This is a genomic window from Thalassospira australica (assembly GCF_000763295.1).
In the GTDB taxonomy this organism is placed as follows: domain Bacteria; phylum Pseudomonadota; class Alphaproteobacteria; order Rhodospirillales; family Thalassospiraceae; genus Thalassospira; species Thalassospira australica.
Window position 1 is genome coordinate 106,903 of record NZ_JRJE01000001.1, and the last position, 26,842, is coordinate 133,744.

The window sequence follows — 26,842 nt, forward strand, 5'->3', positions numbered from 1 at the left end:
GCTATGCCTTGTAGGCCGCGCACACGTATTTGAGTTCGGTAAATTCTTCGAGACCATGGCGCGATCCTTCGCGGCCAAGACCGGATTGCTTGACCCCGCCAAACGGGATCGGTGCGCCGGTAATCTTCACGCAGTTAAGAGCAACCATACCGTATTCCAGCGCATTTGAAACACGTGCGGCACGGTCGTTGTCCCTGGTCAGCAGATAAGCCGCAAGCCCGTATTCGCTGTCGTTGGCTTTGGCGACGACTTCGTCTTCGGAATCAAAGGCCATGACAGGTGCGACCGGACCAAAGGTTTCCTCGCGGTAGATCTGCATGTCGCTTGTGACATCGGCCAGCAGGGTCGGCGCATAGAACAGCCCGCCCATTGTCTTGCCGCCGGTCAAAACCCGTGCGCCCTTTGCCCGGGCATCGGTGACGTGCTCTTCGCATTTGCCAACCGCGCGGTCATGCATCAGCGGGCCGATTTCAACATGTTCCTCGATGCCATTGCCAACGCGCAGATTGGCGATCGCCTTGGCGTATTTATCAAGGAAATCGTCGTAAATACCGCGCTGAACAAAGATGCGGTTTGCTGCGAGGCAATCCTGCCCGCTGGTGGCGAATTTGGCATTGAGCGCATGTTCAACCGCTTCATCGAGATCGACATCATCAAAGACGATGAACGGCGCATGACCACCGAGTTCCATCGACATTTTCTTGATGGTCTGTGCGCCCTGGGACAGGAGCAAACGGCCAACTTCGGTCGAACCAGTAAAGGACAGGGCGCGGACTTCGGTATTGCCGCAAAGCTCACCCACCACCGGGTTCGGATCGCCGGTGACGATGTTAAACACGCCAGCCGGAATGCCGGCACGTTCGGCCAGTTCGGCCAGTGCGGTGGCGGAAAACGGCGTTTCGGTGGCCGGACGGACAATCATGGTGCAGCCTGCTGCCAGTGCGGCGGCGGCTTTACGTGTGATCATGGCGCAGGGGAAGTTCCACGGGGTGACCGCGGCGGTGACGCCAATCGGCTCACGCTTGACCGTCATGTTGCGACCCGGAAGGTGCGATGTGATGTTTTCAACATTCACCCGTTTGGCTTCTTCGGCGTAAAATTCGACAAAGCTTGCGGCGTAATCAATCTCGCCGCGGGATTCGTTGATCGGCTTGCCCTGTTCAAGCGTCATGAGCAGGGCGAGATCTTCCTTGTTTTCGATCAGAAGATCATGCCAGCGACGCAAAGCGGCACTGCGTTCCTGGGGCAGAAGGGCTGCCCATGTCGGGAAAGCTTCCCGGGCAGCCGCGATGGCCTTGCGGGTTTCGTGAACGCCCATGTTCGGAACGGTGCCGATGAAGTTGCCGTCAAACGGGTTGGTGACTTCGATCACCTGAAGGTTGTCAGCCGAGCACCAGCGACCATCAATATAGGCATGTTCGCGCAGCAAACGCAGATCGGAAAGCTGGCTGAGCGATACGCAACGCTGTTCCTTTGATTGTGCCGTCATGGTGGCCTCCTTCCTTAAGCTTGGCGCGGGTTGCGCGAAGCATGTCATTGAACTGGGAGGAAGGTAGCAGCAGGCGTTCAGAGGAGGTGACCGAACTCGGCGCCATTTGATGCGTTTTTTTTGGCCCGAGGTGGCAAAATCGATGTGTTTTTTCTGCCAGATGCGACAAACCGCAGAAAATCAGTCTTTTGGGCTGTCGAGGTAGTTTTGCACTTCGCGTTTCTGACGACGTTTTTCCAACACGGTACGAATGATGATCACCGCAAAGAAAAGGACAACAACGCTGGTCGTCATTGGAAATGCAACCGGGATGCCGACAATGAACAGCAACCCGCCAATGATGCTGCCGCCAACAAGGGCAGCAAAACCACCAAGCATGATAACGGCAAGCACGACGGCAAGCAGGATGGAGGCGATCTTATTCATAAAGGATCAAGTCTTGTTTCTGATCACGGTCGGGTACTGAAGTTAGCCATTGTTGCGGGCTGCTGACAGCTGTTTGGTTGTCTGATCAAGGCGATCGGCAAGAACACGGATCAGCTGATTGGAAACCGCCTGGTCCTGTCTTACCAGACCAAGGAATTCGGCCTTATCAAGTTTCAGGACTGTCATGTCTTCAACTGCACGGATCGTGGCCGAGCGCGGCGCATCAACAAGCAGGGCAATTTCACCAATGACTTCCTTGGGATGAACATCACGCAGTTTCAGGGTTTGGTGTTCATCGGTGGTCAACCAGATTTCGCCGCGTCCGGAAATGACAATATAGGCCGCATCGCCCGGATCGCCCTGTTTTACCAGAACCTCACCATGTTTGAATGTCAGGCGCGGACTGGTAAAGGCAAGCAGCTTGACGACACTTGGATCAAGACCGGAGAACAGCGGAATGGTACGCAGCAGGCGGACCTCCTGATCGATGTCGCCACCGGTTGCAGAGCTTTCTTCGTCGGGTTCGTCGGTGTCGGCAGCACTGTCATCAGCGGTGCTTTTGCGTTTGACCAGCTTGCCATTGGACATGTGCAGCAATGTGTCAAACTTGTCGCTATCATGATCATCATCATCGACCCAGACCAGACTGGTATGATCGGTTTCGCCGGTCAGGTAGTTGACGATGCTTTCGCGGGTTTCGCGGTCAAGCGCAGATAGACCTTCGTCAATGATGAGAAGATCAGGATTTTTGATCAGGGCACGGACCAGGGCGATCTTCTGGCGCAATGTCTGTGACATCCGGCTGCCGCCGACGCCAACCTGACTTTCAAGGCCCAGTGCAACCAATCCTTCGTAAAGTCCGCCTTCATGGGCGATCTCAAACAGGACTTCGCCGACCCGTTCTTCGGAATTCGCACGGCCATAGGCAAACCGACCAAACAGCAGGTTGTCAAGGATAGGTGCGGCCGGTGCGTATCCATCGGTTTCAAAGAAGTCGATATATTTTGCCAGTTCTTCTGGCAGGTTGGAGCGGACCTTTGGGCGGGCCTGCAAGACAAGTTCGCGGAAGTCATCATCAATCACACGCAAACGGTGACGTGCCGGGGTCAGATGCATCGCAACATCAAGAAGCTGCAACTGGTCTTCCTTGCGCATATCATCAATTGCGACACCGTCGGTCCGGCGCAGGATGTTTTTGACTTCGGGAATTTCATCAGCCGAGACAAAGCTGTAGCGATCAAAGAATTCGTGCCCCGGCGGCAGGCCGGTAAACAGTTCGATCATCAGATCAAGCGTTTCACGGCCCATCGTGACCATCTTGTCGTACAGGCCGTTTTCGCGCAGGCTGTTTTGCATATAGGGATGCGACAGGAAGTCGAACCGCTTGAATTCCGTGCGTGACGGTGTCCCGAACATCAGGTTCACGCCAACCGGTGCGTTGTCGTTGTATTTTTCAAAGTCGTAGGGTTCGACAAGGTCGGACAACTGACGTTCGGCAAGGATTTCCTTAAGGCGCGGACGGACATCAAGCACCGACTGCACAAGATCGGGGCGCTCATCGGGGCGGATACGGCGCTGAAGACCGATGCGATAGATATCACGATCAAGGCCGACGACCTCAAGCAGCCGCATCAATTCGCGCTGCAGGTCATCGCGTGATTTAAAGCCCGGCCCGACATAATCGACCCAATCGGCTGATGGATCATAGGGGATGTTGCCCGAAAGTTTGATCTCGTCATACATTTCGCGGGTCAGTTTCCACGGAAGTTCTGCCGGATCGGAAAGTTCAATCACATCAACAAATTTCGGGTCGGGGAAAGCCGCTTCGTCAGAGCTTGTCGACAGGGTTGTTGCAATGGCCTTGCCCGATTTCCTCTTTTCGGGCGCGGGAGTGTCATTGTCACCAGATGGCGCGATTGGTTTGGCATCGTCACTGTTGGCATCAATGATGATCGGACGGTGTTTCAAGCCATAAAACAGGTTGTCGGATATGCTGCCGTTAAACAGATATGCATCCGCCCCGACATAGGCCAGACGTTGCCCGACCACAGCCGCAGGCAGGCGCGATGCATCAAGGTCGTTAAACTGGATGCGTCCGTCGGTGGGATCAAGGATACGGGCCAGAAGACGGGCCAGTTGCGATTTGCCGCTGTCTGATGATCCGATCAAAAGCGCCTTGCCCGGCAGGGGCATGTTAAAGGACACGTTTTCGACCACGCGTGTGCCGTCATCATCGGTCCATGAAAGCGCGCTGACATCAAGCGGGCCGGTCAGGGCCGGTGATGTAGTTGCATTGAGCTGATGTTCGGGGGCAAGGTCGGACAGTTCAAACTGTTCGTGAAGCTGTTCGTATTTGATCCGCGCATCTGCCAGACGCTGGTAATAGGCCAGAAGTTCTTTCCAGGGGGCGGACATATCCTTATAGGCGGCAAGGGCTGCCACCAGTGCGCCGAAGCTAAGGTCGCCTGTGATCACCAGATAACCGCCAATCGAATAGAAAAAGAACGGGGTGATCTGGGCGATGAAATTGTTCAGGAACTTGATAAAGAATTTTCGATAATAGATTTCCTTGCGGATATCGAAAATGCGCCCCAGACGCTGGGTGAAATGGGTCAGCTCGAACCCTTGCGTTTCGTTGGCGCGAATATCGGTCGCGCCGCCAACGGCTTCACCGATATGCTCAGACATGCGCCGCACGTTCTGAACACGCTGTTTCCCCAGAAGATTGACGCGTTTTTGCAGTTTCGGGATCAAATATCCCTGCAAGGGATAAAAGGCGATGGCCGCAAGGCCCATCAACGGATCCTGAATGAAGATAAAGGCAGAAATCGTAATCAGGATGCCGCCCTGATAGAGCGGCAGTGAAATTGCCTCGCCAAAGAAACCGCCAAGCGGTTCGGCTTCGGCGGTGATCATGGAAACAATTTCGCCCTGACTTGTTTTGCGAAAATGCGGAACAGGAAAGCGCAGAACCCGATCAAACAGCAAATAGCGCAACCGGCGCAAAAGCCGTTCGGCCATCACGCCGCGATAGACGTTGATGAAATACTTGAAGCCGCCATTGACAAAAACAAGGGCAAGGAAAACCCCCGAGAGCGCGAACAGATATTCGACCTGCGTCATTGAAACGCCGGCAAAATCATAAGGCGCGCCAGCACCACCGATGGCCTCGTTGACGATCTGTTTGGGCAGGTCGAGCGAGTAATACAGGAACGGGAATGACGCCAGCGTGATCACTGTCAGAATGATCTGCTGCAGCCGGCTATGTCGCCAGATATAGGCAAAAACCGATTTGGGCATTCGCACGTCCCACCTTTTTGTTCGGAACCATTGTGTTCCGGGCGCTCGTTTTTGTTTGGGCAGGGTCAGGACCCTGATGCAGATTATGATCCGGAAGTCTGATCAACCAAGATCAAAACTTTGTTCCGGGTCAATGAACCCGCAAAAACCGTCCGCCTGAGCGTCGGGCTTGTCATACGCCTGATAATGATAGAGCCACATTTTGGCCTTTACGTCGTCGGGCAGGGTAACGAGTTGATCGTAATGTGCATGTACCCCTGAATGCCGGGGGCCCAATTCGCAATCCTGAAAGATGATATCGGCCTTTTTGTAGAAGGGCATATGGTCTTTGGGATTGAAAATCGCATCTGTTGTCAGGAAAAAGGATGTGTTTTTGCCATGCGCAAACAAGGCATAGGAGAACATCGTATTTTCAGGGGTTACAACGTGCGGGGCGGGAATGATATCAAAATGCATGCCCTGCCAGTCAAAGCCGTCCTTGGTGGTGAGCGGTACAACATCGAAATACGACGACAGTTCGCTGTTGCCATGATCGCTGGTTTCCAGCCCGCCGCGCAAGGAATGTTCCCATAGAGGTTCAAGCAATTCCTTAACCGCCAGCAGTTTCGTGCGGTGACCGTCAAAGACGAAATAATTGGCAAGCGCCATCCATTCCAGACCCCCGATATGATCGGAATGCAAATGGCTGATATAGACGCCCTCAAAGTCATTTGGCATATGACCAAGGTTGCGCAGCGAGTGGCGCGCATCTGAACCGCAGTCAATCAGCAGGCGCTGCGGTGTATCGTTGCCTGACGGGGTGGTTTCCAGAACCATATTGCTCTGAAAGTTGTCGGCAGCCATGCAAAAGGCTGAACCTGTCCCCGCAAACGTAAGCTTCATTCCCCGATCTCCCGATATTTTGTCGAAAGATTAGACGAGGTTCGGGGCGTTTAACCACCCCCTTTTATGAGGAAAGTTCTAATTTTTACCGACAGCCGTTTCTGACCGCCCGTCTTTGGGGATCACATTTACTGGTTTTTTTCCGACGACGTATTCTCGGGAACCCGATTTTGTGCATCGGCAAGCTTGCCCATTTCGGCCCTGAGAGCGCGGAGTTCTGCCATGATTTCGGTGTGGTCAAGCTCGATCCCGTCGCGGGTTATGTTTTCTTCAACATCGACATGTGTGGACATGGCATCCACGACAATCGCAATGAACAGGTTCAGGACCGCAAACGTCGTGATCAGGATAAACGGCACAAAGAAAAGCCACGCCTGCGGATAAGACTCCATCACCGGGCGGACAATTCCCATCGACCAGCTTTCAAGCGTCATGATCTGGAACAAGGAATAAAGCGACGCGCCAATGCTGCCAAACCATTCAGGGAAACCTTCACCGAACAGTTTTGTTGCCATCACAGCCGACACATAGAACACCAGCGACAGCAGTGTCAGGACGGAAACCATGCCGGGAATGGCCCGCATCAGTGCTTCGACGACCTTGCGCATGGAAGGCACTGTGGAAATCAGGCGGAAGGCACGTAGAATACGCAACGCACGCAGTACGGAAAGGCCCTGACCGGCGGGCAGCAGCGTTATCGTGACGATGGTAAAATCGAAAATATTCCAGGCCTTCTTGAAGAAGGCCAATCGATAAACCGCAAGCTTCATCAACAATTCCACGACAAAGATCGCGACCGCAAGCTGATCAAGGAAATGCAGAACAGGACCGGCCATGTCCATGACGGTCGTCGATGTTTCCAGACCCAGGATCACCGCATTTATTGCGATGACGGCGGTGATAAAGTTTTTAAAACGGTTGGATTCAACAATCCGGCGAAGAATGTTCATGATGCCTCCCGACCAAGTCGGAAATGGGCGCATCATTTTGCCGGATGTCACCGACGGACAGACTGCGCCGGAAAATAACGACAGGGCGCAGCACCGCTATCGGTGTCCTGCGCCCTGAATGAGAAATCAATTAAGGCCTTTGCGGCCCATTTCAAGGAACTTGTCACGGCGGCGTGCTTTAAGAACGCCACCTTCGACATTGTCCATGCTTTCAAGTGATTTGATGATGGCATCGCCAACCCGTTTGCAGGATTCCTTGGCGTTACGCTGTGCGCCGCCAAGTGGCTCGGGGACAATCTCGTCAATCACGCCAAGCTGCAAAAGATCCTGTGCGGTCAGGCGCAGCGCTTCGGCCGCTGTTTTGGCTTCGTCACCAGAACGCCACAGGATCGATGCGCAACCTTCCGGCGAGATCACCGAATAGATCGAATTTTCAAGCATCAGAACGCTGTTGGCAACGGCAAGCGCAATCGCACCACCCGAACCACCTTCGCCGATGACAACCGATACCAACGGAACCTTGATATCAAGGCAGGCCTCGATTGAACGTGCGATGGCTTCGGACTGGCCACGTGCTTCGGCATCGGCACCGGGGAAGGCACCGGCGGTATCAACCAGAGTGACAACCGGAATGTTGAACCGTTCAGCCATCCGCATCAGGCGAATTGCCTTGCGATAGCCTTCAGGACGGGCCGACCCGAAATTGTGTTTAACGCGGGTTTCGGTATCGCGGCCTTTTTCATGCCCGATCACCATTACCGTGCGCCCCTGAAGACGACCAAACCCGCCAATAATTGCGGCATCTTCGCCAAACTGGCGGTCACCGGCAAGCGGGGTGAAATCTTCGAACAGGTTGGCGATATAGTCGGTGAAATGCGGACGATCAGGATGGCGCGCCACCTGGGTTTTCTGCCAGGGCGTCAATTTGCCATAGGTGCCTTGCAAGAGCTTTGTCAGCTTGTCTTGCAGGCGCGAGACTTCGTCTGCGATGTTGACTTCGTCATTGCCCGTCAGGTGACGGAGCTCTTCGATCTTGCCTTCAAGTTCGGCGATCGGTTTTTCAAAATCGAGGAAGTTATGCATCAGGGCATCATATCCGACTGGGAAACAATGGAGCGGAACATAGTATATCGGCCCGCCACGTCAAGGGCTGAGGATATCGGGGGGCAAATTTTGCGTAACATGGCCTGCGTCTGCGTTCATGCCGGGCAGTCTGCACGTCGAAATGTCATACGTCCAGTATTCAGGCAGTATTTCAGATCACAGTGTTGGAGGCCAAGGTCGGCAGTCAGGCCGTTTCGCTTTCTGGCGATGGTTGTTTTGACAGCGCGTAGTAGGGCACGTGGGTCTCGCCCCAGTCTTTAAGTGCCAGAATGATGTCGCGCAAAGTTTCGCCCTTTGGCGTCATGCTGTATTCAACGCGCGGCGGCACTTCGGCATAGACTTCACGGTGCACCAGTCCATCGGCTTCAAGTTCGCGCAACTGGCGGGTCAACATCCGCTGGGTCACGCCGGGCATCATGCGGCGCAGCTCGTTAAAGCGTTTGGTGCCATCGAGTAGATGGAACATCACAACACCTTTCCACTTGCCGCCAATCACATCAAGCGCCCCCTCGACCGGGCAGCCGGGGCTTCTGTTGGGCGGGCAGATATTCATCAGGTGTCTCCTTTGACGGCGTCGATATCGACGGGGAAGGCGCGATGCTGTTTCGTTTTCCGCAGAAAGTCGCAATAGTATACAAATTGATACTATATGCATAAATTGTGCGTACTTATCATAATCGTGATTATGGTCTATTTGTTTTGCATTCACAATTCAAACCTTTGATGAAAAGGATGCAGAAATGAAAGCCATTGGTGTTTACACATCCGCGCCGGTTGAAACCCCGGACCTGTTCACCCAGATCGAAACAGATATCCCGGTGGCCGAGGGCCATGACATCCTCGTTCGGGTAAAAGGTGTCGCGGTTAATCCGGTCGATTTCAAAGTCCGCCAGGGCAAGCAGGATGATGGTGAATTCAAGGTGCTTGGTTGGGACGCAGCCGGTACTGTCGAGGCTGTTGGCGAAAATGTGACCCTGTTCCGCCCGGGGGATGAAGTTTGGTATGCCGGTGATGTGACCCGTTCGGGGTCAAATGCGCAGTTCCAGCTGGTTGATGAGCGCATTGTGGCACCGAAACCAAAGTCACTTGATTTTGCCGCCGCTGCTGCCTTGCCGTTGACGAGCATCACGGCGTGGGAAGCAATGTTTGACCGACTTTTGATTGATCGCACCGCAACGGATGCCAACGCATCGAAATCGATCCTGATCATCGGGGGGGCCGGTGGTGTCGGCTCCATCGCCATTCAGTTGGCCAAGCTTGCAGGTCTTAAGGTGATTACGACCGCATCGCGCCCGGAAACCATTGATTGGGTCAAAAAGCTTGGTGCAGATCAGGTGATCAATCATCGCAATCCGCTAAATGATGAACTGGCAGCGATTGATGTCGCCAATGTCGATTACATTTTCTGCACCTCGGAAACCGATCAGTATTTTGATGTGATGGCCGAAATCATCGCTCCGCAGGGCCGGATCGTGACGATTACCGAGGCCACGGAAAACCACAATGTGGATCTCCTGAAAGCCAAGTCTGCCAGCTTCTCCTACGAGTTCATGTTTACCCGTTCGATGTTTGAAACGGCCGATATGATCGAGCAGCACAAGCTTTTGACGACGGTCGCCCAATTGGTTGATGACGGAACGATCACCAATACGGCCAATGAAAGCTTTGGCGCGTTGTCGCCGGAAAGCCTTCAGAAAGCGCATGCGTTGCTTGAAAGTGGCAAGGCAATCGGCAAGATCACCTTTGAAGGTATCGCTGACTGATTACCTGAAATTGGACTAGATAAAGGCCGCCTCGCGTGTGTGAGGCGGCTTTTTCATGGGCGGTTAACGGCCTTGTTTTACCAAGGTGGCCAGCCTGTCGCGCAACCAACGATGCATGGGGTGACTGGTTGCGCGGTCATGCCAGACCAGGGCCATATCAAACCCCGTCACAGGCAGCGGTGGGGGAAACATTTGCAGATTGTGCGAGCGACCTTTGGCAACACGTTCGGGCACAAGCGCGATCATGTCACTGCAGGCGATAATTTCCGGCACAACCAGAAATCCGGGTGCAGACAGTGCGATGTTGCGTGTGCGCCCCAAAGCGCTAAGCGCATCATCGGTCGGCCCGTGAAACCCCCCGCCATCGGGTGATACAATCACATGAACAAGGTCGCAGAATGTTTCCAGATCAAGGCTGTTGGCGCTTGAAAGCGCCGGGTGCCCCTTGCGGACAATCGCGACATATTCTTCGCGATAGATTTTGCGCATGCGCAAGGTATCGGGCGTGGCTTGAGGTGTGGTCAGGGCAAGGCTGACTTCACCCGCGGCCATTTGTTTTTCCAGCGCCATCATATCAATGGTCCGCCAAGCAACCGTGATGCCGGGCGCCTCGGCACGCAGGATGTTCAAAAACGGCATCAGGATCGAATACTGCACATAGTCGCTGGCAGAAATGGCAATGGTTGCCGTTGCAGTTGATGGATCAAACGGGCTGCTTTCTGTCACAACCTGCCGGACGCCTTCGAGGGCGGCATGCAAGGGGGCCTGAAGTTCCAGCGCGCGTTCTGTCGGGATCATGCCCCGCTGTGCCGGGATCAGAAGCGGATCACCCAATAAATCGCGCAGACGGGTCAACCGTGTGGATATTGCCGGCTGGCTCAGGTTTAGTCGCTTGGCTGCATGGCTGACATTGCGCTCGGCCAACAGGGTGTCGAGTGTGACAAGCAGGTTGAGATCAAGCTTGCTTATATCCATTGAGTTTATACCAGAACATAAAATATTGAATTTCAGATATAGCAAAAACCTGGGCCATGATCACGCATCAAACGTGATCAACAGAAAATAAGGACGGGCCCGATGTCCAATATCCTGATTATCCATGCCCACCCGGAACCGCAATCGCTGACCAGCGCGCTCAAGGATCTGGCTGCTGCGCATTTGCGTGCAGATGGGCACGAGGTCAAGGTTTCCGATCTCTATGCCATGAATTGGAAGGCCGTTGCTGATGCCAATGATTTTAGCGCGCCTCAAGACACAGAACGCTTGAAATACATCCGGGAGTCCAAGCGTGCCTTTAAGGCCGGAACGCAAACCAGTGATATCCGGGCAGAACAGGACAAATTGCTTTGGGCCGATGCCGTTTTGTTTAGCTTTCCGCTGTGGTGGTATGGCATGCCCGCCATCATGAAGGGCTGGTTTGACCGTGTGTTTGCCAACGGATTTGGCTATGGCGTGGGCGAACATGGCCCCGAACGCTGGGGCGATCGGTATGGCGAGGGAACGTTGGCCGGTCGTCGTGCGATGGTTATCGTTCCGATCGGGGGGCACGGCCCGCATTACAGCGACCGCGGGGTTAACGGCAGCCTTGAAGATGTTTTATGGCCAATCCAGCATGGAATGCTTTTTTATCCGGGCATGGAGGTGATGGAACCATTTGCGGTCTATGGCAGTGATCGGCTTGATCCGGACGGCTGGCGGGGTGTTGCAGAAAAATTCAAGGACCGTTTGTCCGGGCTGTTTACCGACGCACCGATCCCCTATCGTACGCAAAATGGCGGGCACTATGATCGCGATCGTCGATTAAAACCCGGTCTGGGACATCAGGAAAGAGGTACGCGCATTCATCTGGTGCAGCCGGGAGATCCTGAAGAAGTCCTGGGCGGACGGGTGCGGCGTTTGGTGTCGTAACAGCGAAAATGAAAGCGGGCTGGCGTTATTACCAGCCCGCTTTTGATTTGGTGATTTAGGTTTGTCTTGGCTGTTACTGGCCCGCGTCGCGTGCGGCGATGGCTTCGGCCTGACGGACCATGACTTCGGCCTGTTTGATGGATGCGATATCAATCAGACGACCATCAAGGGCGACGGCACCAGCGCCTTCGGATTGGGCTTTTTCCATCGCTTCAAGGATGCGCTTGGCCTTGGTGACTTCTTCTTCGGAAGGCGAATAGACTTCGTTTGAAAGGGCGATCTGGCTCGGGTGGATGGCCCATTTGCCTTCGCAGCCCAGCACCATGGCGCGGGCCGCTTGCGCGCGGTAGCCATCGGGATCAGAAAAATCGCCAAACGGACCATCAATCGGGCGCAAACCATTGGCGCGTGCCGCAACCACCATGCGGGCAATGGCGTAGTGCCACATGTCGCCCCAGTGATAGTCACGCGGCGTGTCACCGTCCTTGTCGGTCAAAACGCCATAATGCGGGTTCGGGCCGCCAATGCCGGTCGTCATCGCCTTGGTCGAGGCAGCGTAATCGGCCACACCGAAATGCAGGCTTTCATTGCGCGGGGAGGCGGCGGCAATTTCGTGGATGTTTTGCATGCCAAGGGCTGTTTCAATGATCAGTTCAAACCCGATGCGCTTTTTGCGGCCTTTGGCGGTTTCGATCTGGGTTGCCATCATATCAAGCGCATAGACATCGGCAGCGGTGCCGACCTTGGGGATCATGATCAGATCCAGCCGGTCACCGGCCTGTTCAAGAACATCGACAACGTCACGATACATGTAATGCGTATCAAGACCATTGATACGGACCGAGAGAACCTTGTCGCCCCAATCAATGTCGTTGATGGCCTCGATGATGTTTTTGCGCGCCTGTTCCTTGTCGCTGGGCGCAACGGCGTCTTCCAGATCAAGGAAAATGGCATCGGCCTTGGATTTGGCGGCCTTTTCAAACAGTTCGATCCGGCTGCCGGGAACGGCAAGTTCGGACCGGTTCAGACGTGCCGGGGCCGGGGTTGGTGTGGTGAAGCTCATGGTAACGTTTCTCCAGAACCTGTCATTTAATCAATGCATCGCAGGCGATAAGTCATCGCACGAAGCATGTGGCGTATTTATGCGTCCCGTTTTCGGGATCGTACCGTGGCCGCCGTGACAGTTATGTGTTCTGCGGTCATTGTGCGCCGCAGTAAGCCTGAGGTCAATCTATGGTGCGAATGCGAATTCTGACAAGCTTTAATACAGGCTCTGTCGTTGTGCTTTCGACGGAGACGATCAGTATTTAAGAAAAAGTCGGGATAAGCCCGATAAAGCAATAGCCCCTTAACCGGACTGTCGTTAGATTACCGCCGATATCCGGGGCGCCATGCATCGCGCGCGTTCCCCATGTCTTCTCAACAGGTAGTAACAAACGACCCATGCGTCGCGCTTTTTCCATCGTCATTTCCGCCAGTTTGGCACCCGTCCTTATCATGGGTGCTTGTTTGGTGCTGGCGGTGTCACCGACGTTGGTGCCTGTGGAATTATCCGGACTGGTGCGATACGGGCCGTTTTTGCTGGCAGCGCTGGGCAGTGCGATCGGTTGGTGGTTTAACCGTGGTCGTGCGGTTTTCGTGATGCTGCTTTTGTTGATCTGCTATTGGCTTCTGGTGGGCAACGGGGCCGGGTTTTCGGCCGAGGGGGTGGCGTTTCTTCGGATCGCGACACTTTATCTTATTCCAGTCAATCTGCTGTTTCTGGGCTTTACGGCCGAGCGCGGGGTGCTGAACCCACGCGGTATTGCGCGTATGCTGGTCTTGGGCCTGCAGATATTCATCATGCTGATGCTTGCAGGGCAGCCAGACGTTGGTTCGGCACTTTATCAGCTGCTTGATGTACGGTTCTTTGACAGCACGGGCGTGCTTGATGCCATGCCCCATCCGGCCATGATCTTGTCCGTGCTGGCGGTGGTCTTGTTGCTGATCCGTCATAAACCGTTGGAAACCAGTTTTGCTGCTGCCGTCATTGCGATCAGTGTCGCCACCGTCATGGGAACCGGGTTTATTCAATATGGCTATTTGGCCGCAACCGGTGTTGTCCTGGCCGGGCTGGCGCAGGAAGCCTGGCGGATGGCCTTTGTTGATGATCTAACCGGTTTGCCGGGGCGTCGTGCGCTTGGTCATGCGATGGCAGAGTTGGGCAACCAGTATGCGATTGCGATGCTCGACGTTGATCACTTCAAGAAGTTCAACGACACTTATGGTCATGACGTTGGTGATATTGTTCTAAAAAAGGTGGCGCGTGAACTGGCCCGTGTTGGCGGCGGCGGCAAGGCATTTCGTTATGGCGGGGAAGAATTCACCGTTCTGTTTGCCGGGCGCACGGCAGAACGCGCACAGGAACCGCTTGATGCCCTGCGCAAGCGCATCGCCGAAAACAAGATCACCCCGCCAGAGAAAAACAAAACCGTCTCTGTTACGATATCAGTTGGCATATCCGAACGCGACGAGGACACTACCGATCCGTGGCAGGTTCTGAAGCGCGCAGACAAAAAGCTTTATGACGCCAAACAATCCGGGCGAAACCGCGTGGTTCTTTAAGGGCGTCGCGCCCAATCAGAGTTCATCAAATTTGAAGACCAGCCGCATGGAGCCCGCCGTATTGGCAAGGGTTGCCAGGCAGTTGGCGGCGCGTTCGGGCGGAATGGCGACCGCAAAACGCAGGGTATAAATCCGTGCGTCTTTCTCGTCGCTTGCCGATGCCGCCAGCTTTACGATGTTGGCCTTATATTCGATAAAGATTTCCGACAAACGTGCGATCAGCCCCGGTTGATCAACGCCCGAGCATTCAATCAGATGGGTCGCACCCGGTGCGGTGGTCAGTTTTGGTGCTGCTGCGATCGCCTCGACCGTGATATCGGCATTTTCAAGTGCGAGTTCACTCAGGCCGGTTTCACATTCCGATATCGGGCAATCATCGGGAAGTTCACAGGTTGTTTCGAAACGTGCTGTTGCGCCGTTCAGTGCAAAGGAGGTCGGGCCAAGATTGGTGCCGATGTCAAACAAACGCCCGGTGATGTCCGAGACCAGGCCGACACGGTCGTCGCAGGAAATGGTAATACGGGTGTTGGCATTCATGTGACGCTCCGTCCGATGGAAGTTTTCTTTTTGTGCAAGGGGCTTGATGCCGTTCCAATCATAGCATTGGACGGCTTGATCTGCAGTGACTTTGTCTGGCCTGCCATCAACGTCTTAGGATCGAAGGGGGATGGGGGCGGTCACGCAAGAACTGTTTCTTGCATGTTGGGCGTGGATTGAGGGGATAGATCGGAAATGACAAAGGCCCGACGGGTAACGTCGGGCCTTTGAATGGCGCGCCCGGGAAGATTCGAACTCCCGGCCTTCTGATTCGTAGTCAGATGCTCTATCCAGCTGAGCTACGGGCGCTTTGCCTTGTGTTCCGGCGGCTTGCATCATGTGTGCTCCCCGTCGGCGGAGCGGAACTTATGCAAATGAGCATGGCATTGCAAGTGGTAAATTTCAAATTTCACCATTTTTTCGCAAGGCCCGGATTACCTTGCTGCTACGGCCCTGTTTTGCCCGGCTTTGTCCAGTTTGACGGGTTTAAGGACAAGACTCGGCAAAAAAGGGGCAAATGCGTCTTGTTCCATAAGTGGTCGTAGACTAAGATGCTTTCAATCCCGGGGGAGCAGGGGCTTGTTTCACCTAGATAAAAAGAGCAGGCCCAGGGAGATTCGCATATTTCTACTTAGGTAATAGATCGAAATGGCCGTTCGTAAAACCTACCTTGCCGTAATTGGCGCCGCCCTGATGCTGGGGGGATGTTCTTTCTCTTCTGAGGCCTTGTGGCCGACACTTGCCGGAGAAGAAGAGGCGACGCAGGAAAATGCAGTCGTATCCGATCCGTCTGGTGCCAATACCACCACCAGCTATGACGTTGCTGCAAGCACGGCACCGCTGACCGGTGTATCTCAGACCGGGACCTTTGTTGGTTCCAAGGTCGAGAACATGCAGCAGGAACTCAACCGCCTGAAGGCGGCTCTGAACGAGCATAGCAATGAACTGCAACAGCTTCGCGGACAGACGGTCTCGCACTCGCAGGCCTATCATGGCACTGTAGCAGCGATCAGCGCGCGTCTGCAGGTTGGCACGACCCCGGGCAACCCGGTTCTGGTGCAGCAGTGGAATACCGCACAGGGCGAACTTGACCGTGTGAACGACGATATTGCCGCGCTCAATTCGCTGGCCAACAAGGTTGCTGCCGACAGCACGCTGTCGACCTTCCTGCTTGAGTCGGTTCGCTCGGCCTATCAGGTTTCAGGCGCGATTGACGAAGATCACCGTCAGTTGGCCCTGCTTGAAGATGAAACCAACCGGACCACGGTGTTGATTGATCGTCTTCTTAACGAAATCAGTGAAAGCCTTGCCCGTCAGACGTCATATGTCAGCACGGAGCGTGCTAACCTTAATGCGCTTGCTCTGGCTGTTAAAAATGGCGAAATCTTCGGGGATTCGCTTTCCAAACGTGTTTTCCAGTCGCAAGCCGCACCGGCATCGACCGGATCGCGCATGGCAGCCACAAGCGACCGCCCATTGGTGGTTATTCGCTTTGACACGGCCAGCGTGAAATACGAACAGGCCTTGTACAACGCGGTGAACCGTGTTCTGGAACGTCGCCCGCAGGCAAGTTTTGATGTTGTTGCGGTGACACCGAATCGTGGAACCCCGGCACAAGTTGCCTTGAACGCCAATAAATCCAAGCGTAATGCACAGGCAGTCCTTCGGTCCCTGACCGATATGGGGATGCCAAGCTCGCGTGTGCGCGCATCTGATGCGACCAGCGCATCCGTCTCGGCAAACGAGGTGCACGTCTTCGTGCGCTAAGTTCGACGGGACGACATACGGATTTCAAGAACGGCCATGCGGGTGCTTCGAATTTCGAAGCACCCGTTTGTTTTAGGCGCAGGTGACTGGGAAATGCGCAAAAGAGTGTGTCATGGGTGATCTTGTAAATTTGCGTCAGGCACGCAAACGCAAACAGCGTGAGGAAAAGGCCAAGTCGGCCGAGCAAAACCGTGCCTTGCACGGGCGGCCCCGCCATGAGCGTACTTTAAGCGATCAGCAACGCCAGAATGCCGAGAAGCAACACGATGGGCACAAGCGTGTTGATGAGGATGCTACCCCTTTAACCGATGATGCTGTCACAGATGTTGTCGCCAAGGCCCCAAAGACAAAGGGGCAGGATGAGGATAATGTGATTTCGATCTTTGCCCCCGAACCTTCTGCCATCGACTGACCATCGGCATTGCAACATGTTTAGGCGTTTTGTCGGATGGCAAGAGTCCCTGAGAGGCGGGGGGGTAAGAGGCGTGGGCTGATCGTTTCTGAATTCCCCGGCATAAGGCTGAAACCTGAAATCGCTTCGGGGCAGGATTTGGCGGGCACTGAGCCGCTGCCTATGCTGTTGGTGTGGTTGCCAGCATTGTACCGGCAAACGTATCACACGGGCAGGTTTGGGGCCGTTACATCATGCATGTACGGCGCGGCCGGCGTTCTGCGCCGGGATTTCAAATCACACAACCGAAAGGCCAGGGTCGCCGGTTGCTGATCACAAATCTTTTGGTTGCCTTGTCAGCGCATTGGACAAGGCTTGGTTCAGTTCAGTTCAGTTCAATTCACAAGCGTTTCTGCTTCGCGCTTGGCTTGGTCAAGGGCCTCGTCCCATCCCATCAACCAGTCCTCATGATCACGGGAATCAGAGGGATAGGGGTTTTCCGTCAGGCGATGGGCATCAATGCCTGCCGAGAAACCCGAGCCATATGCAGGATTTGGCAGGTGGCGTTCATGCACAACCGGTGCATGGGTTTCATAGATGCTGTTGCGGAATGCGGGAAGCGAACACAGCACGCCATCGTCAATGCCGAGCGGATAGGCCATCATCATGGCTGTTCCAAGGGATGTGATGGAAAGTTCTTCGTTGGCTGTTTCGCGGATCAGGCCCGCCATTTTAAGATGGGCTATGGCACTATCGATGCGACGCTTCAAATCAGGGCCGTCTTCGATGGTAATCTGATTGCCATCATCATCGGTGCAGAAAAGAGACAAGACACGGCGCAGCAACATGCTGCGGTCAAGGTTTGCTTCGGCACTGCGAAGCACGGTCAGCATCAAGGCGGGATCGCCAGGCGCGAAATCCATAGAACTGGACATTCATGGGCCTCCGTTCAAGTCAAAACGAATTCCCTCCCAAGTCAGCAGCTTTTCTCTTCCTCGGGTTTATAAACCCTGCTGCTTTATTGTTATTATAGTTTGCAGATATGTTTCCAACTTGTGAAGACAAGATTGCATGAGAATGAAAGTTTTCATTCCCATGAGTGAAACAGAACACATTTGATGGCTATTAAATTGAAAAGGCGCAGGGATTTGCCGTCGATCGTTGCGCGTTTTATCGTCTAATAAGGCCGATAAATATTTTCCGTGTGATCCAGCGGGGCTGCCAAATCATAAGGTGCACCGCCTGCGGGCCGTTGGGCACAATCGGGCCTGATGCGGTAACAGATGTCTTGAGGCGAAATTAAAAGAATCTCGGATTCTGCCGAGTTACTTTTGGTGTTTTCCGGCCCGAGGTTTGCGATCGGGATTGCGCCAGACACGCACCCGGTTGCGACCGCCTTCCTTGGCGGCATAAAGGGCCTTGTCGGCCTTTTCAATGATCTGTTCGGCGGTTCTGTTTTTGGTCATCGGGGCCGCGCCGATAGAGGCCGTGATCGGCAGGACGGTGTCGTCAGAGATGGCGACGGGAGAGGCTTCTATCACGCGCCGGAGACGTTCAAGCACGCGCGCGCATTGCTTCATGTCGGCATTGGGCAGGCAAATCAGGAATTCTTCGCCACCATAACGGTAAACCTTGTCAAACGGGCGCACATGCGATTGCAGGATGCCTGCGACCGCCTGCAGCACCACATCCCCGGCCTGATGACCATAGGTGTCATTGACCGATTTAAAGTGATCAAGGTCGACCAGGGCAATTGCGGTCGGCACCTGGGTGCGAATGGTACGTTCCCGTTCGGAATTAAGGTCGCCCATCATGGTTTGACGGTTGTAGGTGCCTGTTAGCGGGTCGACATCGGATCGTGCGGTTCGAAACGCCCGTTCAAGGCGACGCAGTTGGGCAAAGAACGACTCCGCACGCAGAGACATCATGTCAAATTCTGCCGAATCGACTTCACCATCAACTTCGTAGGCCGACAAAAGCCGTTTTGCAGAATCGTGAAGTTGCTGATGGGTGGTCGCCAAGGCGTGCATGGCGGGCTGGTCGATCAGGCGATTGTGGCGGTTTAGGGCGTGCCAGGCGCCAAAATCGCAGTCATGGTCATCATCGTCGGCATCATGCGGATCATTTGGCGCTGATGAATTGGGCAGCAGCAGTTTGCGATTCCAGCGCAGCAACAGCGCAATATGTTCACCCAGCGCCTTTTCAAGTTCTGCCAATATGTCGCGTTCGGCATCGGCCATGCCGCCATCAGCAACGCTTTCGGGCATTTTGTGGCCCGTTTGCCTGCTTTTGGCTGGCAGGTTTTCTGCCCTGGCCGGTTGCGACTTGTCATTCATTCAGAAGGTCCGGGAAAAATTTCACTAAAGGTTTGTTTTAACAGGCGGTCGAGTTCTTCCATAGGAATATCCACGCCAAGGTCCTTGAGACTCGTCACACCGTGTTCTGCGATGCCACAGGGTACAATCCCGCCAAAATGTGACAGGTCCGGGGCAACGTTGATCGCAATGCCGTGGAAAGTGACCCACCGGCGCACACGCACACCAATGGCGGCGACCTTGTCTTCGCGGCCATTGTCACGTGCGACCCAGATGCCCACGCGTCCGTCACGTCGTTCACCCGTGACTCCCAGAAGCGAAAGGGTGCGAATCACCCATTCTTCAAGGTTATGGACGTAGGCGCGCACGTCGCGACCGCGATTCTTAAGGTCAAGCATCAGATAAACTGTCCGCTGACCCGGGCCGTGGTAAGTATATTGGCCGCCACGCCCTGCATCGTAGACAGGAAAGCGATTTGGATCGACAAGATCGTCAATATGCGCGCTGGTGCCCGCTGTATAGAGCGGGGGATGTTCAAGAAACCAAACAAGTTCATGGGCTTCGCCCGCATGAATGGCTTCTGCGCGGGCTTCCATTTCGGCAAGCGCTTCGGGGTAGGATACCAACCCGGAGGTGGTGCGCCACTCGGGGATTTGCACGGTGGGGGCGTTGCTTTGCATTTTTCCTGTCAAATAAGTGAAATGAGCCCTTGATCAGGGGATACCAATTTGCTATCTCCCTTTCCGCGCCAAGGCAAGCCCGCTTCGATACCTCAAGGGCTTGTGGACATACATATGCGGTCGTGGCGGAATTGGTAGACGCGCAGCGTTGAGGTCGCTGTGGGTTAATAGCCCGTGGAAGTTCGAGTCTTCTCGACCGCACCAAAAAGGCCTTCCCTTATTTTTAAGGGAGGGCCTTTTTGATTCCGGCATGTCTTTGCATCGCGCAGCCCAAAACATCACAAATTTTGTTTGTATAACCTATGGTTATGGCTATTGTCGGACACGTATTGGTGTGAAGGTCGGTACTAAAGGAAGTCCCATACCCTTTCAGTCGGTGTCGCCATAGCCTCTTGCGGTTGCCCTCGATAAGGCCATCGGGATAGCGAAGGCGTGAAGGCGATACGATGTCTATCAGAATAAAACTTGCCGAAACCGAACAAGAACTGAGTGATGTTTATCGGTTGCGTTATCAGGTCTATTCCGAGTTGGGACGCTTTGCCGAAGAATATGATGATGCAATCGTCGATGTATTCGACGCCATACCGTCGGTTGCCAATATCATCGCCTATAGCGATGATGTGCCAATTGCGACGATCCGGGTCAATCTGGATACCGCACTTAAGCTGCCCTCAGATCACACCTTTGATTTCACCCCTTACCGGGAACGCATTGCCGCAGAGGAACAGGCTGCTGGTCGGAGCCAGCCGGTCTTTGCCAGTGCCGGGATGCTTGCGATTGCAGCAGAGTGGCGCAATCGTCGCAATGTGTTTGCAGGGCTTCTGCGGATGGCTGTTGATATCGGTCACATGTTGGGGGTTACCCATATTGTTGCGACGGTGAACGATGAGACAGCGGGCATCTATGAACGGCTGGGGTGGGAAAGGTTGTCCTCGCCGGTGCCGATGGGGGACTTTGGGGTTAATATATCGCCCTTTGCAACGCCGATGGCGTCAATGTATCGCTGGGCCTTTGGCATGTTCCGGGAGAAAAAGGACCTGCTGGAACAGTTCAGCGGGTGCTTTACCTGGTATCTGGTCGACAAGGGGACCAAAATCTTTTCCCAGGGGGAGCCGGGCGACGAAGCATATCTGATCACCACGGGTGGCGTTGATATCACCTGCTTTCATGAAGCTGCGGACAAAACGCTCTATCTGGCGAGGCTGGGACCAGGCGATATGTTCGGCGAGCTTTCACTGATTGACAGTTCCGAACGATCCGCAACGGCGGTTGCGAGCCGCAATACCGAATTGATTGTGATCAATCGCGATGTGTTCTGGGAAAAAAGCTATGAGGATCCAACGCGGCTGAAAGACCTGATGCGGGTTCTGGCTGCGCGACTTCGCGACGCAAACAACCTGAGCATGATCTATGCATATGCCTCTCTGGGCGAACGTTTGAGCTATTTTGTCGAAATGCTGCGCAGAACGGCGGTCGAAGATGTTCGGAACCCCGATATTTTGCGGTCCAAAATGACCGTGCACGAATTTGCCGACATGTCGCGCGCCTCTTTGGAAGAGGCAGAGCGTTTCCTTGATAAGCTTCAGGCAGAAAACAAGCTGGAATATTCCAAACACCAGATCACCTTTTTTGAAGGCAGGGACTCTTGAAGGAAAACACCGCAAGCTCGACAGCCTATACGGTTTTGCAGGGGCTTATCTATATCGCGAAATGCACCGAACACCGGTATCTGGTGCCAGATGAAATGTATCGCCTGGGCGAACAGGTTCTGCTGGCGTCCGACGAAGGCCGCAAACGGTTGGCAGAGTTGGACAAGCCGGCAATCAGGATCAAAACAGCCATTCGCGAGTTTATCTTTCTGCCGGGCATTACGCTGCATTACATTTTGCGCAAGCGGTGCATCGAAGAAAAAACACGCGAAGCAATTGCCGGCGGGGTGACGCAGGTGATCAGCCTCGGCGCGGGGTTTGACAGCCTGGCGTATCGGTTGTCGCGGGAGTTTACCGATGTGAATTTCATCGAAATCGACCATCCCGATACCCAGAAGTTCAAAGAAAATGCCTTTGATCAGGCGGATGCTGTTTCGACCGATCAGGCAAACCTGTCTTATCTGAGTGTTGATTTTACCCACCAGAACATCGAGAGCCGATTACAAGGTTTTGCCGCGTTTGACAGCAGCCGTCCGACCCTTTTCATCAGTGAGGGGGTGACCATGTATCTGACTGAGGACGAGATAACGCATATGTTTCAGTCCATACGCAATCTTGCTGGTGTGGGGACCAAATTTCTGTTTACGGCACTTGAGCCACGTGAAAGCCCGCGCAACAATACGCGGCTTGCGTTGTTCCTGTATCTCAAGCTGATTGGTGAACCGATCAAATGGTCGATGGAGGCACCGCGCTTGGGGGCGTTTCTTGAAAAACAGGGATGTGCTTTGCATTCGATTGACGCGACAGAAGAATTTAAAAGTCGCTACCTGCGATCAGGCCGTCAGCCGCGGTTGCACCATGGGGAATATGTTGCAATGGCCGAGTTTCAATAAGTTTGGCCAACCGGGTTTTTCGTTTTTGGTCCCACCCCATATACCTTACAATGATCAACCAACGAATGCCGGAACCGTATTGACAGTGTCCGGTGGGCGTCATGTTTGATTTATTGTGAAGTACGGCATTGAGAATTGTGCAATGCTGCCCACGGACTTGATGTGAACTGAATGCTTCAATCGCGGGGAAAACTGCATTAGTCTGCCGGTCCCGCTAGAGTGAATTATCAGGATTTAACCGATTCACGGTTAATTAATGTAAATACCTGAAATTAAAAGGTATTATAATGGCAAATAGAAATGACAAGCTGCGCGAAGCAGCTTTGGACTATCACCGGTATCCCACCCCGGGGAAATTGTCCGTAACGGCGACCACCACCCTTGCAAACCAGCGTGACCTTGCCCTGGCTTATTCGCCGGGTGTCGCGTTTGCCTGTGAAGAGATCGTCAAAAACCCCGATACAGCAGTCGATTACACCGCACGCGGCAATCTTGTTGGTGTTATTTCCAACGGAACAGCGGTGCTTGGCCTTGGCCCGATTGGGCCGCTGGCCTCCAAGCCGGTGATGGAAGGCAAGGCGGTTCTGTTCAAGAAATTCGCCAATATCGATGTTTTCGATCTTGAAGTGAACGAAACCGATCCGGAAAAATTCATCGATATTGTTGCTGCGCTTGAGCCGACTTTCGGGGGTGTTAACCTTGAAGACATTAAGGCGCCGGAATGCTTCATCATCGAGAAAGCATTGCGCGAACGCTGCAATATTCCGATTTTCCATGATGATCAGCATGGCACGGCCATCTGTGTTGCCGCAGCCGTTCTGAACGGTTTGCGGGTGACTGGCAAGGATATCAACAAGGTCCGCCTTGTGACGTCCGGTGCCGGTGCCGCAGCGCTTGCATGTTTGAATCTTTTGGTATCCATGGGCCTGCCGCGCCATAACATCACTGTGACTGACCGGTTTGGCGTGGTTTACAAAGGCCGTGCCGAGGAAATGGACCCTTGGAAGGCCGAATACGCCATTGAAACCAATGCCCGCACACTGAGCGATGTGATCGAGGGTGCGGATATTTTCCTTGGGCTTTCAGCGCCAAACGTGATGGGCGAGGAAGAATTGCGCAAGATGGGCGAAGGCCCGATCATTATGGCGCTTGCCAACCCGACCCCCGAAGTTTCCCCGGAACTGGTCAAGGAAATCCGCCCTGATGCGGTGATGGCCACCGGGCGTACAGATTACCCCAACCAGGTGAACAACGTACTTTGTTTCCCGTTCCTGTTCCGTGGCGCACTTGATGTGGGTGCGACCGAGATCAACGAGGAAATGAAGATTGCTGCGGTTGAGGCAATTGCGGATCTGGCAACGGCGGAAGTATCGGATGTTGTGGCAACTGCCTATGGTGGAGAGGCGCTGAAATTTGGCCCGGAATACCTTATTCCCAAGCCGTTTGACCCGCGCCTGATGCTTGAAATTCCGCCGCGTGTTGCCAAGGCCGCGATGGACAGTGGTGTTGCCAAACGCCCGATTGCCGATTTTGATGAATATCGCCAGCAGCTTGAAGGTTTTGTCTTCCGGTCTGGCCTTGTCATGAAGCCGGTCTTTGACGTCGCCCGGGCGCACAAGAAGCGCGTTGTTTATCCGGAAGGCGAATCGCGTCGCGTTTTGCAGGCCTGTCAGGTGCTTGTCGATGACGGCATCTGCCATCCGGTTGTGATTGGCCGTCGCGAGGTGATTCTGGAACGGATTACCGAACTTGGCCTGCGTCTTGTGCCAGATGAGCAGATCGAAATTCATGATCCCGATGACAATCCGCATTTCGAACAGGATTGGCAGGATTTCCACAACATCATGGGCCGTCGCGGGATCAACCCGGAATATGCCCGTGCCATCGTGCGTACACGACCGACTGTGATCGCAGCCCTAATGCTGCGTCGGGGTGAGGTCGATGCGATGCTGTGCGGCTGTCAGGGTGGTTTCCTGCGTCATCTGCGCTATGTCCGTAACCTTGTCGGCCTGAATAAGGGTGTTACCGACTTCTCGACCGTCAACATGATGATCATGAAGCAGGGGACGTTCTTCCTGACCGATACCTATGTGTCGGTTGATCCAACCCCCGAACATGTGGCGGAAACCGCCATCATGGCGGCGGATGTGGTCAAGCGGTTTGGCATTACGCCAAAGGCCGCGCTGATTTCGCATTCCAACTTTGGCAGCCACGAAAACAAGTCGGCTTGCAAGATGCGGGATGCGCTTCAGCTTATCAGGACCCAGGCCCCCGATCTTGAAGTCGAAGGCGAGATGCATGCGGATGCGGCGATTTCGCAGCCGATCCGTGATCGTATCTTCCCGCATTCGATGCTGAGCGGTTCGGCCAACCTTTTGGTGATGCCGACCCTTGATGCCGCCAATATTTCCTACAACATGGTGAAAATGCTGGGCGATGGCTTGCCGGTTGGGCCGATCCTGGTCGGCGCGGCGAAGGCGGCCCATGTGGTCAGTCCGTCCATCACGGTACGCGGTATTGTCAATATGACGGCGATTGCGGTTGTCGATGCGGTTACCCGCAGTCAGGAAGACGCCTAACACCAAACTGCTATCGGGCTCTTGACCGGGGCCAGGCGATAGCGCAAAAACAGCCGTGTCGGGAAATCTCAAACAGTTCCCGGCACGGCGTTTTACGGTCAGGAAGCAAAACCACACGTACATCAGGGAGCGGCAGATGACAGGTCAAGTTGAAGAGCTCGACCGCCCGGCGGATGCGTCCACCGGCGATGAATATGTCGATCTGACACCTGAATATGCGCGTGAGATTTTTGATGCGCTGGGGGAAGACCAAGGCAATACGGCAGGTGATCTGCTTGCCGAGCTGCATTTTGCCGATATCGCCGACTTGCTGGGATGGGCCAGCTCCAACCAGCGTGAACAGCTTGTCGATCTTATTCGCCCGGATTTTGACCCGGAATTCCTGACCGAACTTGATGATGAACTGCGCGAGGAAGTCATCGGGCTTCTGGGCACGGACGTGGTGGCCGAGGCCATTACGGAACTGGATTCCGATGATGTTGTCGAAGTCATCGAGGACTTTGACGAGGACGAACAACGCGAACTTCTTGGCGCGCTGTCGGACATCGAACGTGCGCGCGTTGAAGAGGCCCTGTCTTATCCGGAATATACCGCCGGTCGTATCATGCAGCGCGAGCTGGTGGCGATCCCGGATTATTGGTCTGTCGGGCAAACCATTGATTTCCTGCGGTCGGCCAAAAGCCTGCCCGAAGATTTTTACGACATCATCGTGGTTGATCCGCGCTACAGCCCGGTGGGCATTGTGCCGCTGTCACGCGTGATCCGCACGAACCGCCCGGTTCTGGTGCGCGATGTCATGGAATCCGATGAAATGCGCACGGTCGTCGTGACCGAAGAACAGGAAAACGTCGCCCATCTGTTCCGGCAGCGCGATTTGATCTCCGCCCCGGTGGTGGATGACAACGGCCGGCTGGTCGGGGTGATCACGGTCGATGACGTCGTTGACGTTATTGACGAAGAATACGAAGAAGACATGATGCGCCTTGCCGGTGTTGGCGAGGAAGATGACCTGTCGAGTGCCATCATCGCAACGACGCGATCACGCTTTACCTGGCTTCTGGTCAACCTTGGAACGGCGATCCTGGCATCTGCCGTGATCGGGATGTTCGAAGGTACGATTGAAAAACTGGTCGCACTTGCGGTTCTGATGCCGATTGTTGCGTCCATGGGCGGCAACGCCGGAACCCAGACCCTGACGGTTGCGGTGCGTGCGATTGCAACCCGTGAATTGTCCAGCACCAACGCATGGCGCGTCATCCGCAAGGAAGTTGCGGTCTGTGGGTTGAATGGTGTCGCCTTTGCGATTTTGTCGGGGTTGGTGACCTGGCTTTGGTTTGACGATTTGATGCTTGGCGGGGTTATCGGGGTGGCGATGATCATCAACCTGTTGTTTGCCGGGTTGTTCGGGGCCTTGATCCCGCTTGGTCTGGAACGCGCCGGGATTGACCCGGCTGTCTCGTCATCGGTGTTTTTGACAACCATCACCGACGTTGTTGGCTTCTTTGCCTTCCTTGGCCTTGCTGCGGCCTTCCTGCTTTGAGTCGTGTTGGGCATCGGCCCATCAGCCCCATTACCCCAGCAAAGCTATGAATTTCCTGATGATGA

22 protein-coding genes and 2 tRNA genes are annotated in these 26,842 nt (G+C 54.5%); 10 read left to right on the top strand and 14 right to left on the bottom strand.

The genetic code is table 11. The features are described 5' to 3' along the window. Position 1: 1 nt before the first annotated feature. From JF44_RS0100475 to JF44_RS0100505, 7 genes are all read right to left on the bottom strand, one after another. Positions 2 to 1,489: an NAD-dependent succinate-semialdehyde dehydrogenase gene (locus JF44_RS0100475; RefSeq protein WP_033066990.1), complete on the bottom strand. Its 1,488-nt coding sequence runs from the start codon at positions 1,487 to 1,489 to the stop codon at positions 2 to 4. 180 nt (positions 1,490 to 1,669) lie between these two features. After that, positions 1,670 to 1,915 carry a hypothetical protein gene (locus tag JF44_RS0100480; protein ID WP_033066991.1) on the bottom strand — a complete coding sequence of 82 codons (246 nt, stop codon included), beginning with the start codon at positions 1,913 to 1,915 and terminating at the stop codon, positions 1,670 to 1,672. Between the two features lie 42 nt (positions 1,916 to 1,957). Then, the gene (locus tag JF44_RS0100485) at positions 1,958 to 5,215 is read right to left on the bottom strand and encodes an ABC transporter transmembrane domain-containing protein (RefSeq protein ID WP_033066992.1); all 3,258 of its coding nucleotides are present in this window, start codon (positions 5,213 to 5,215) and stop codon (positions 1,958 to 1,960) included. Between the two features lie 102 nt (positions 5,216 to 5,317). Further along, a complete protein-coding gene (locus tag JF44_RS0100490; protein ID WP_033066993.1) occupies positions 5,318 to 6,097 on the bottom strand; it encodes an MBL fold metallo-hydrolase in 780 nt (259 codons plus the stop codon). Between the two features lie 128 nt (positions 6,098 to 6,225). Continuing rightward, a complete protein-coding gene (locus tag JF44_RS0100495; protein WP_033066994.1) occupies positions 6,226 to 7,047 on the bottom strand; it encodes an ion transporter in 822 nt (273 codons plus the stop codon). A gap of 126 nt (positions 7,048 to 7,173) precedes the next feature. Further along, a complete protein-coding gene (locus JF44_RS0100500) occupies positions 7,174 to 8,130 on the bottom strand; it encodes an acetyl-CoA carboxylase carboxyltransferase subunit alpha (RefSeq protein ID WP_033066995.1) in 957 nt (318 codons plus the stop codon). 205 nt (positions 8,131 to 8,335) lie between these two features. After that, positions 8,336 to 8,704, bottom strand: coding sequence for a winged helix-turn-helix transcriptional regulator (locus JF44_RS0100505; protein ID WP_033066996.1), 369 nt, complete (start codon positions 8,702 to 8,704; stop codon positions 8,336 to 8,338). Between the two features lie 187 nt (positions 8,705 to 8,891). Between JF44_RS0100505 and JF44_RS0100510 the strand changes: the two genes are divergently transcribed. Beyond that, complete coding sequence (locus tag JF44_RS0100510) at positions 8,892 to 9,914, top strand: zinc-binding alcohol dehydrogenase family protein (protein WP_033066997.1); 1,023 nt, start codon at positions 8,892 to 8,894, stop codon at positions 9,912 to 9,914. 63 nt (positions 9,915 to 9,977) lie between these two features. Here JF44_RS0100510 and JF44_RS0100515 read toward each other — a convergent pair whose 3' ends face one another. Beyond that, complete coding sequence (locus tag JF44_RS0100515) at positions 9,978 to 10,889, bottom strand: LysR family transcriptional regulator (RefSeq protein WP_033066998.1); 912 nt, start codon at positions 10,887 to 10,889, stop codon at positions 9,978 to 9,980. Between the two features lie 102 nt (positions 10,890 to 10,991). Here JF44_RS0100515 and JF44_RS0100520 point away from each other — a divergent pair, with 102 nt between their 5' ends. After that, entirely contained in the window at positions 10,992 to 11,822 is an 831-nt protein-coding gene (locus tag JF44_RS0100520) for an NAD(P)H-dependent oxidoreductase (RefSeq protein WP_033066999.1), read from the top strand. A gap of 73 nt (positions 11,823 to 11,895) precedes the next feature. Here the strand turns inward: JF44_RS0100520 and JF44_RS0100525 are convergent, their stop codons facing one another. Next, complete coding sequence (locus JF44_RS0100525; RefSeq protein ID WP_033067000.1) at positions 11,896 to 12,885, bottom strand: HpcH/HpaI aldolase/citrate lyase family protein; 990 nt, start codon at positions 12,883 to 12,885, stop codon at positions 11,896 to 11,898. A 380-nt stretch (positions 12,886 to 13,265) separates the two neighbouring features. On the opposite strand from JF44_RS0100525, the gene JF44_RS0100530 reads away from it, so the two are divergent. Further along, positions 13,266 to 14,426, top strand: a complete 1,161-nt coding sequence (locus JF44_RS0100530; protein ID WP_033067001.1) for a GGDEF domain-containing protein — start codon at positions 13,266 to 13,268, stop codon at positions 14,424 to 14,426. Between the two features lie 15 nt (positions 14,427 to 14,441). Here JF44_RS0100530 and JF44_RS0100535 read toward each other — a convergent pair whose 3' ends face one another. Both JF44_RS0100535 and JF44_RS0100540 read right to left on the bottom strand, forming a co-directional pair. After that, positions 14,442 to 14,963, bottom strand: coding sequence for a glycine cleavage system transcriptional repressor (locus tag JF44_RS0100535; protein WP_033067002.1), 522 nt, complete (start codon positions 14,961 to 14,963; stop codon positions 14,442 to 14,444). Positions 14,964 to 15,195: 232 nt separating this feature from the next. After that, positions 15,196 to 15,272, bottom strand: a tRNA-Arg gene (locus JF44_RS0100540). A 339-nt stretch (positions 15,273 to 15,611) separates the two neighbouring features. Here JF44_RS0100540 and JF44_RS0100545 point away from each other — a divergent pair. Together JF44_RS0100545 and JF44_RS0100550 are read left to right on the top strand one after the other, a co-directional pair. Next, complete coding sequence (locus JF44_RS0100545; RefSeq protein WP_033067003.1) at positions 15,612 to 16,730, top strand: OmpA family protein; 1,119 nt, start codon at positions 15,612 to 15,614, stop codon at positions 16,728 to 16,730. 112 nt (positions 16,731 to 16,842) lie between these two features. Beyond that, positions 16,843 to 17,142: a DUF4169 family protein gene (locus JF44_RS0100550; RefSeq protein WP_033067004.1), complete on the top strand. Its 300-nt coding sequence runs from the start codon at positions 16,843 to 16,845 to the stop codon at positions 17,140 to 17,142. 374 nt (positions 17,143 to 17,516) lie between these two features. On the opposite strand, the gene JF44_RS0100560 is transcribed toward JF44_RS0100550, so the two are convergent. The 3 genes from JF44_RS0100560 to lipB form a co-directional block, all read right to left on the bottom strand. Further along, a complete protein-coding gene (locus JF44_RS0100560) occupies positions 17,517 to 18,056 on the bottom strand; it encodes a hypothetical protein (protein ID WP_238318336.1) in 540 nt (179 codons plus the stop codon). Between the two features lie 390 nt (positions 18,057 to 18,446). Beyond that, positions 18,447 to 19,457 carry a diguanylate cyclase gene (locus tag JF44_RS0100565; RefSeq protein ID WP_238318337.1) on the bottom strand — a complete coding sequence of 337 codons (1,011 nt, stop codon included), beginning with the start codon at positions 19,455 to 19,457 and terminating at the stop codon, positions 18,447 to 18,449. Then, entirely contained in the window at positions 19,454 to 20,116 is a 663-nt protein-coding gene (gene lipB / locus JF44_RS0100570) for a lipoyl(octanoyl) transferase LipB (RefSeq protein ID WP_033067007.1), read from the bottom strand. The genes JF44_RS0100565 and lipB overlap by 4 nt, the downstream gene beginning before the upstream one ends. A 116-nt stretch (positions 20,117 to 20,232) precedes the next feature. Here lipB and JF44_RS0100575 point away from each other — a divergent pair. The 5 genes from JF44_RS0100575 to mgtE all read left to right on the top strand — a co-directional run bounded on the left by JF44_RS0100575 (position 20,233) and on the right by mgtE (position 26,777). Beyond that, a tRNA-Leu gene (locus tag JF44_RS0100575) sits at positions 20,233 to 20,320 on the top strand. Positions 20,321 to 20,562: 242 nt separating this feature from the next. Further along, complete coding sequence (locus JF44_RS0100580) at positions 20,563 to 21,765, top strand: N-acyl amino acid synthase FeeM domain-containing protein (RefSeq protein WP_033067008.1); 1,203 nt, start codon at positions 20,563 to 20,565, stop codon at positions 21,763 to 21,765. After that, positions 21,762 to 22,658 carry a class I SAM-dependent methyltransferase gene (locus JF44_RS0100585; protein ID WP_033067009.1) on the top strand — a complete coding sequence of 299 codons (897 nt, stop codon included), beginning with the start codon at positions 21,762 to 21,764 and terminating at the stop codon, positions 22,656 to 22,658. Before JF44_RS0100580 ends, JF44_RS0100585 begins: the two co-directional genes overlap by 4 nt. A 287-nt stretch (positions 22,659 to 22,945) precedes the next feature. Beyond that, positions 22,946 to 25,237, top strand: a complete 2,292-nt coding sequence (locus JF44_RS0100590; RefSeq protein ID WP_033067010.1) for an NADP-dependent malic enzyme — start codon at positions 22,946 to 22,948, stop codon at positions 25,235 to 25,237. A 136-nt stretch (positions 25,238 to 25,373) separates the two neighbouring features. Further along, positions 25,374 to 26,777 carry a magnesium transporter gene (mgtE, locus tag JF44_RS0100595; protein ID WP_033067011.1) on the top strand — a complete coding sequence of 468 codons (1,404 nt, stop codon included), beginning with the start codon at positions 25,374 to 25,376 and terminating at the stop codon, positions 26,775 to 26,777. Positions 26,778 to 26,842 lie beyond the last annotated feature (65 nt).

Excerpts from the sequence above, each read along its gene's own strand:
- mgtE (WP_033067011.1), top strand. The coding sequence starts at position 25,374 with ATGACAGGTCAAGTTGAAGAGCTCGACCGCCCGGCGGATGCGTCCACC.
- JF44_RS0100515 (WP_033066998.1), bottom strand. The coding sequence starts at position 10,889 with ATGGATATAAGCAAGCTTGATCTCAACCTGCTTGTCACACTCGACACC.
- JF44_RS0100550 (WP_033067004.1), top strand. The coding sequence starts at position 16,843 with ATGGGTGATCTTGTAAATTTGCGTCAGGCACGCAAACGCAAACAGCGT.
- JF44_RS0100545 (WP_033067003.1), top strand. The coding sequence starts at position 15,612 with ATGGCCGTTCGTAAAACCTACCTTGCCGTAATTGGCGCCGCCCTGATG.
- JF44_RS0100495 (WP_033066994.1), bottom strand. The coding sequence starts at position 7,047 with ATGAACATTCTTCGCCGGATTGTTGAATCCAACCGTTTTAAAAACTTT.
- lipB (WP_033067007.1), bottom strand. The coding sequence starts at position 20,116 with ATGCAAAGCAACGCCCCCACCGTGCAAATCCCCGAGTGGCGCACCACC.
- JF44_RS0100505 (WP_033066996.1), bottom strand. The coding sequence starts at position 8,704 with ATGAATATCTGCCCGCCCAACAGAAGCCCCGGCTGCCCGGTCGAGGGG.
- JF44_RS0100530 (WP_033067001.1), top strand. The coding sequence starts at position 13,266 with ATGCGTCGCGCTTTTTCCATCGTCATTTCCGCCAGTTTGGCACCCGTC.
- JF44_RS0100525 (WP_033067000.1), bottom strand. The coding sequence starts at position 12,885 with ATGAGCTTCACCACACCAACCCCGGCCCCGGCACGTCTGAACCGGTCC.
- JF44_RS0100580 (WP_033067008.1), top strand. The coding sequence starts at position 20,563 with ATGTCTATCAGAATAAAACTTGCCGAAACCGAACAAGAACTGAGTGAT.
- JF44_RS0100490 (WP_033066993.1), bottom strand. The coding sequence starts at position 6,097 with ATGAAGCTTACGTTTGCGGGGACAGGTTCAGCCTTTTGCATGGCTGCC.
- JF44_RS0100535 (WP_033067002.1), bottom strand. The coding sequence starts at position 14,963 with ATGAATGCCAACACCCGTATTACCATTTCCTGCGACGACCGTGTCGGC.
- JF44_RS0100510 (WP_033066997.1), top strand. The coding sequence starts at position 8,892 with ATGAAAGCCATTGGTGTTTACACATCCGCGCCGGTTGAAACCCCGGAC.
- JF44_RS0100500 (WP_033066995.1), bottom strand. The coding sequence starts at position 8,130 with ATGCATAACTTCCTCGATTTTGAAAAACCGATCGCCGAACTTGAAGGC.
- JF44_RS0100565 (WP_238318337.1), bottom strand. The coding sequence starts at position 19,457 with ATGAATGACAAGTCGCAACCGGCCAGGGCAGAAAACCTGCCAGCCAAA.
- JF44_RS0100590 (WP_033067010.1), top strand. The coding sequence starts at position 22,946 with ATGGCAAATAGAAATGACAAGCTGCGCGAAGCAGCTTTGGACTATCAC.
- JF44_RS0100480 (WP_033066991.1), bottom strand. The coding sequence starts at position 1,915 with ATGAATAAGATCGCCTCCATCCTGCTTGCCGTCGTGCTTGCCGTTATC.
- JF44_RS0100475 (WP_033066990.1), bottom strand. The coding sequence starts at position 1,489 with ATGACGGCACAATCAAAGGAACAGCGTTGCGTATCGCTCAGCCAGCTT.
- JF44_RS0100560 (WP_238318336.1), bottom strand. The coding sequence starts at position 18,056 with ATGTCCAGTTCTATGGATTTCGCGCCTGGCGATCCCGCCTTGATGCTG.
- JF44_RS0100485 (WP_033066992.1), bottom strand. The coding sequence starts at position 5,215 with ATGCCCAAATCGGTTTTTGCCTATATCTGGCGACATAGCCGGCTGCAG.
- JF44_RS0100520 (WP_033066999.1), top strand. The coding sequence starts at position 10,992 with ATGTCCAATATCCTGATTATCCATGCCCACCCGGAACCGCAATCGCTG.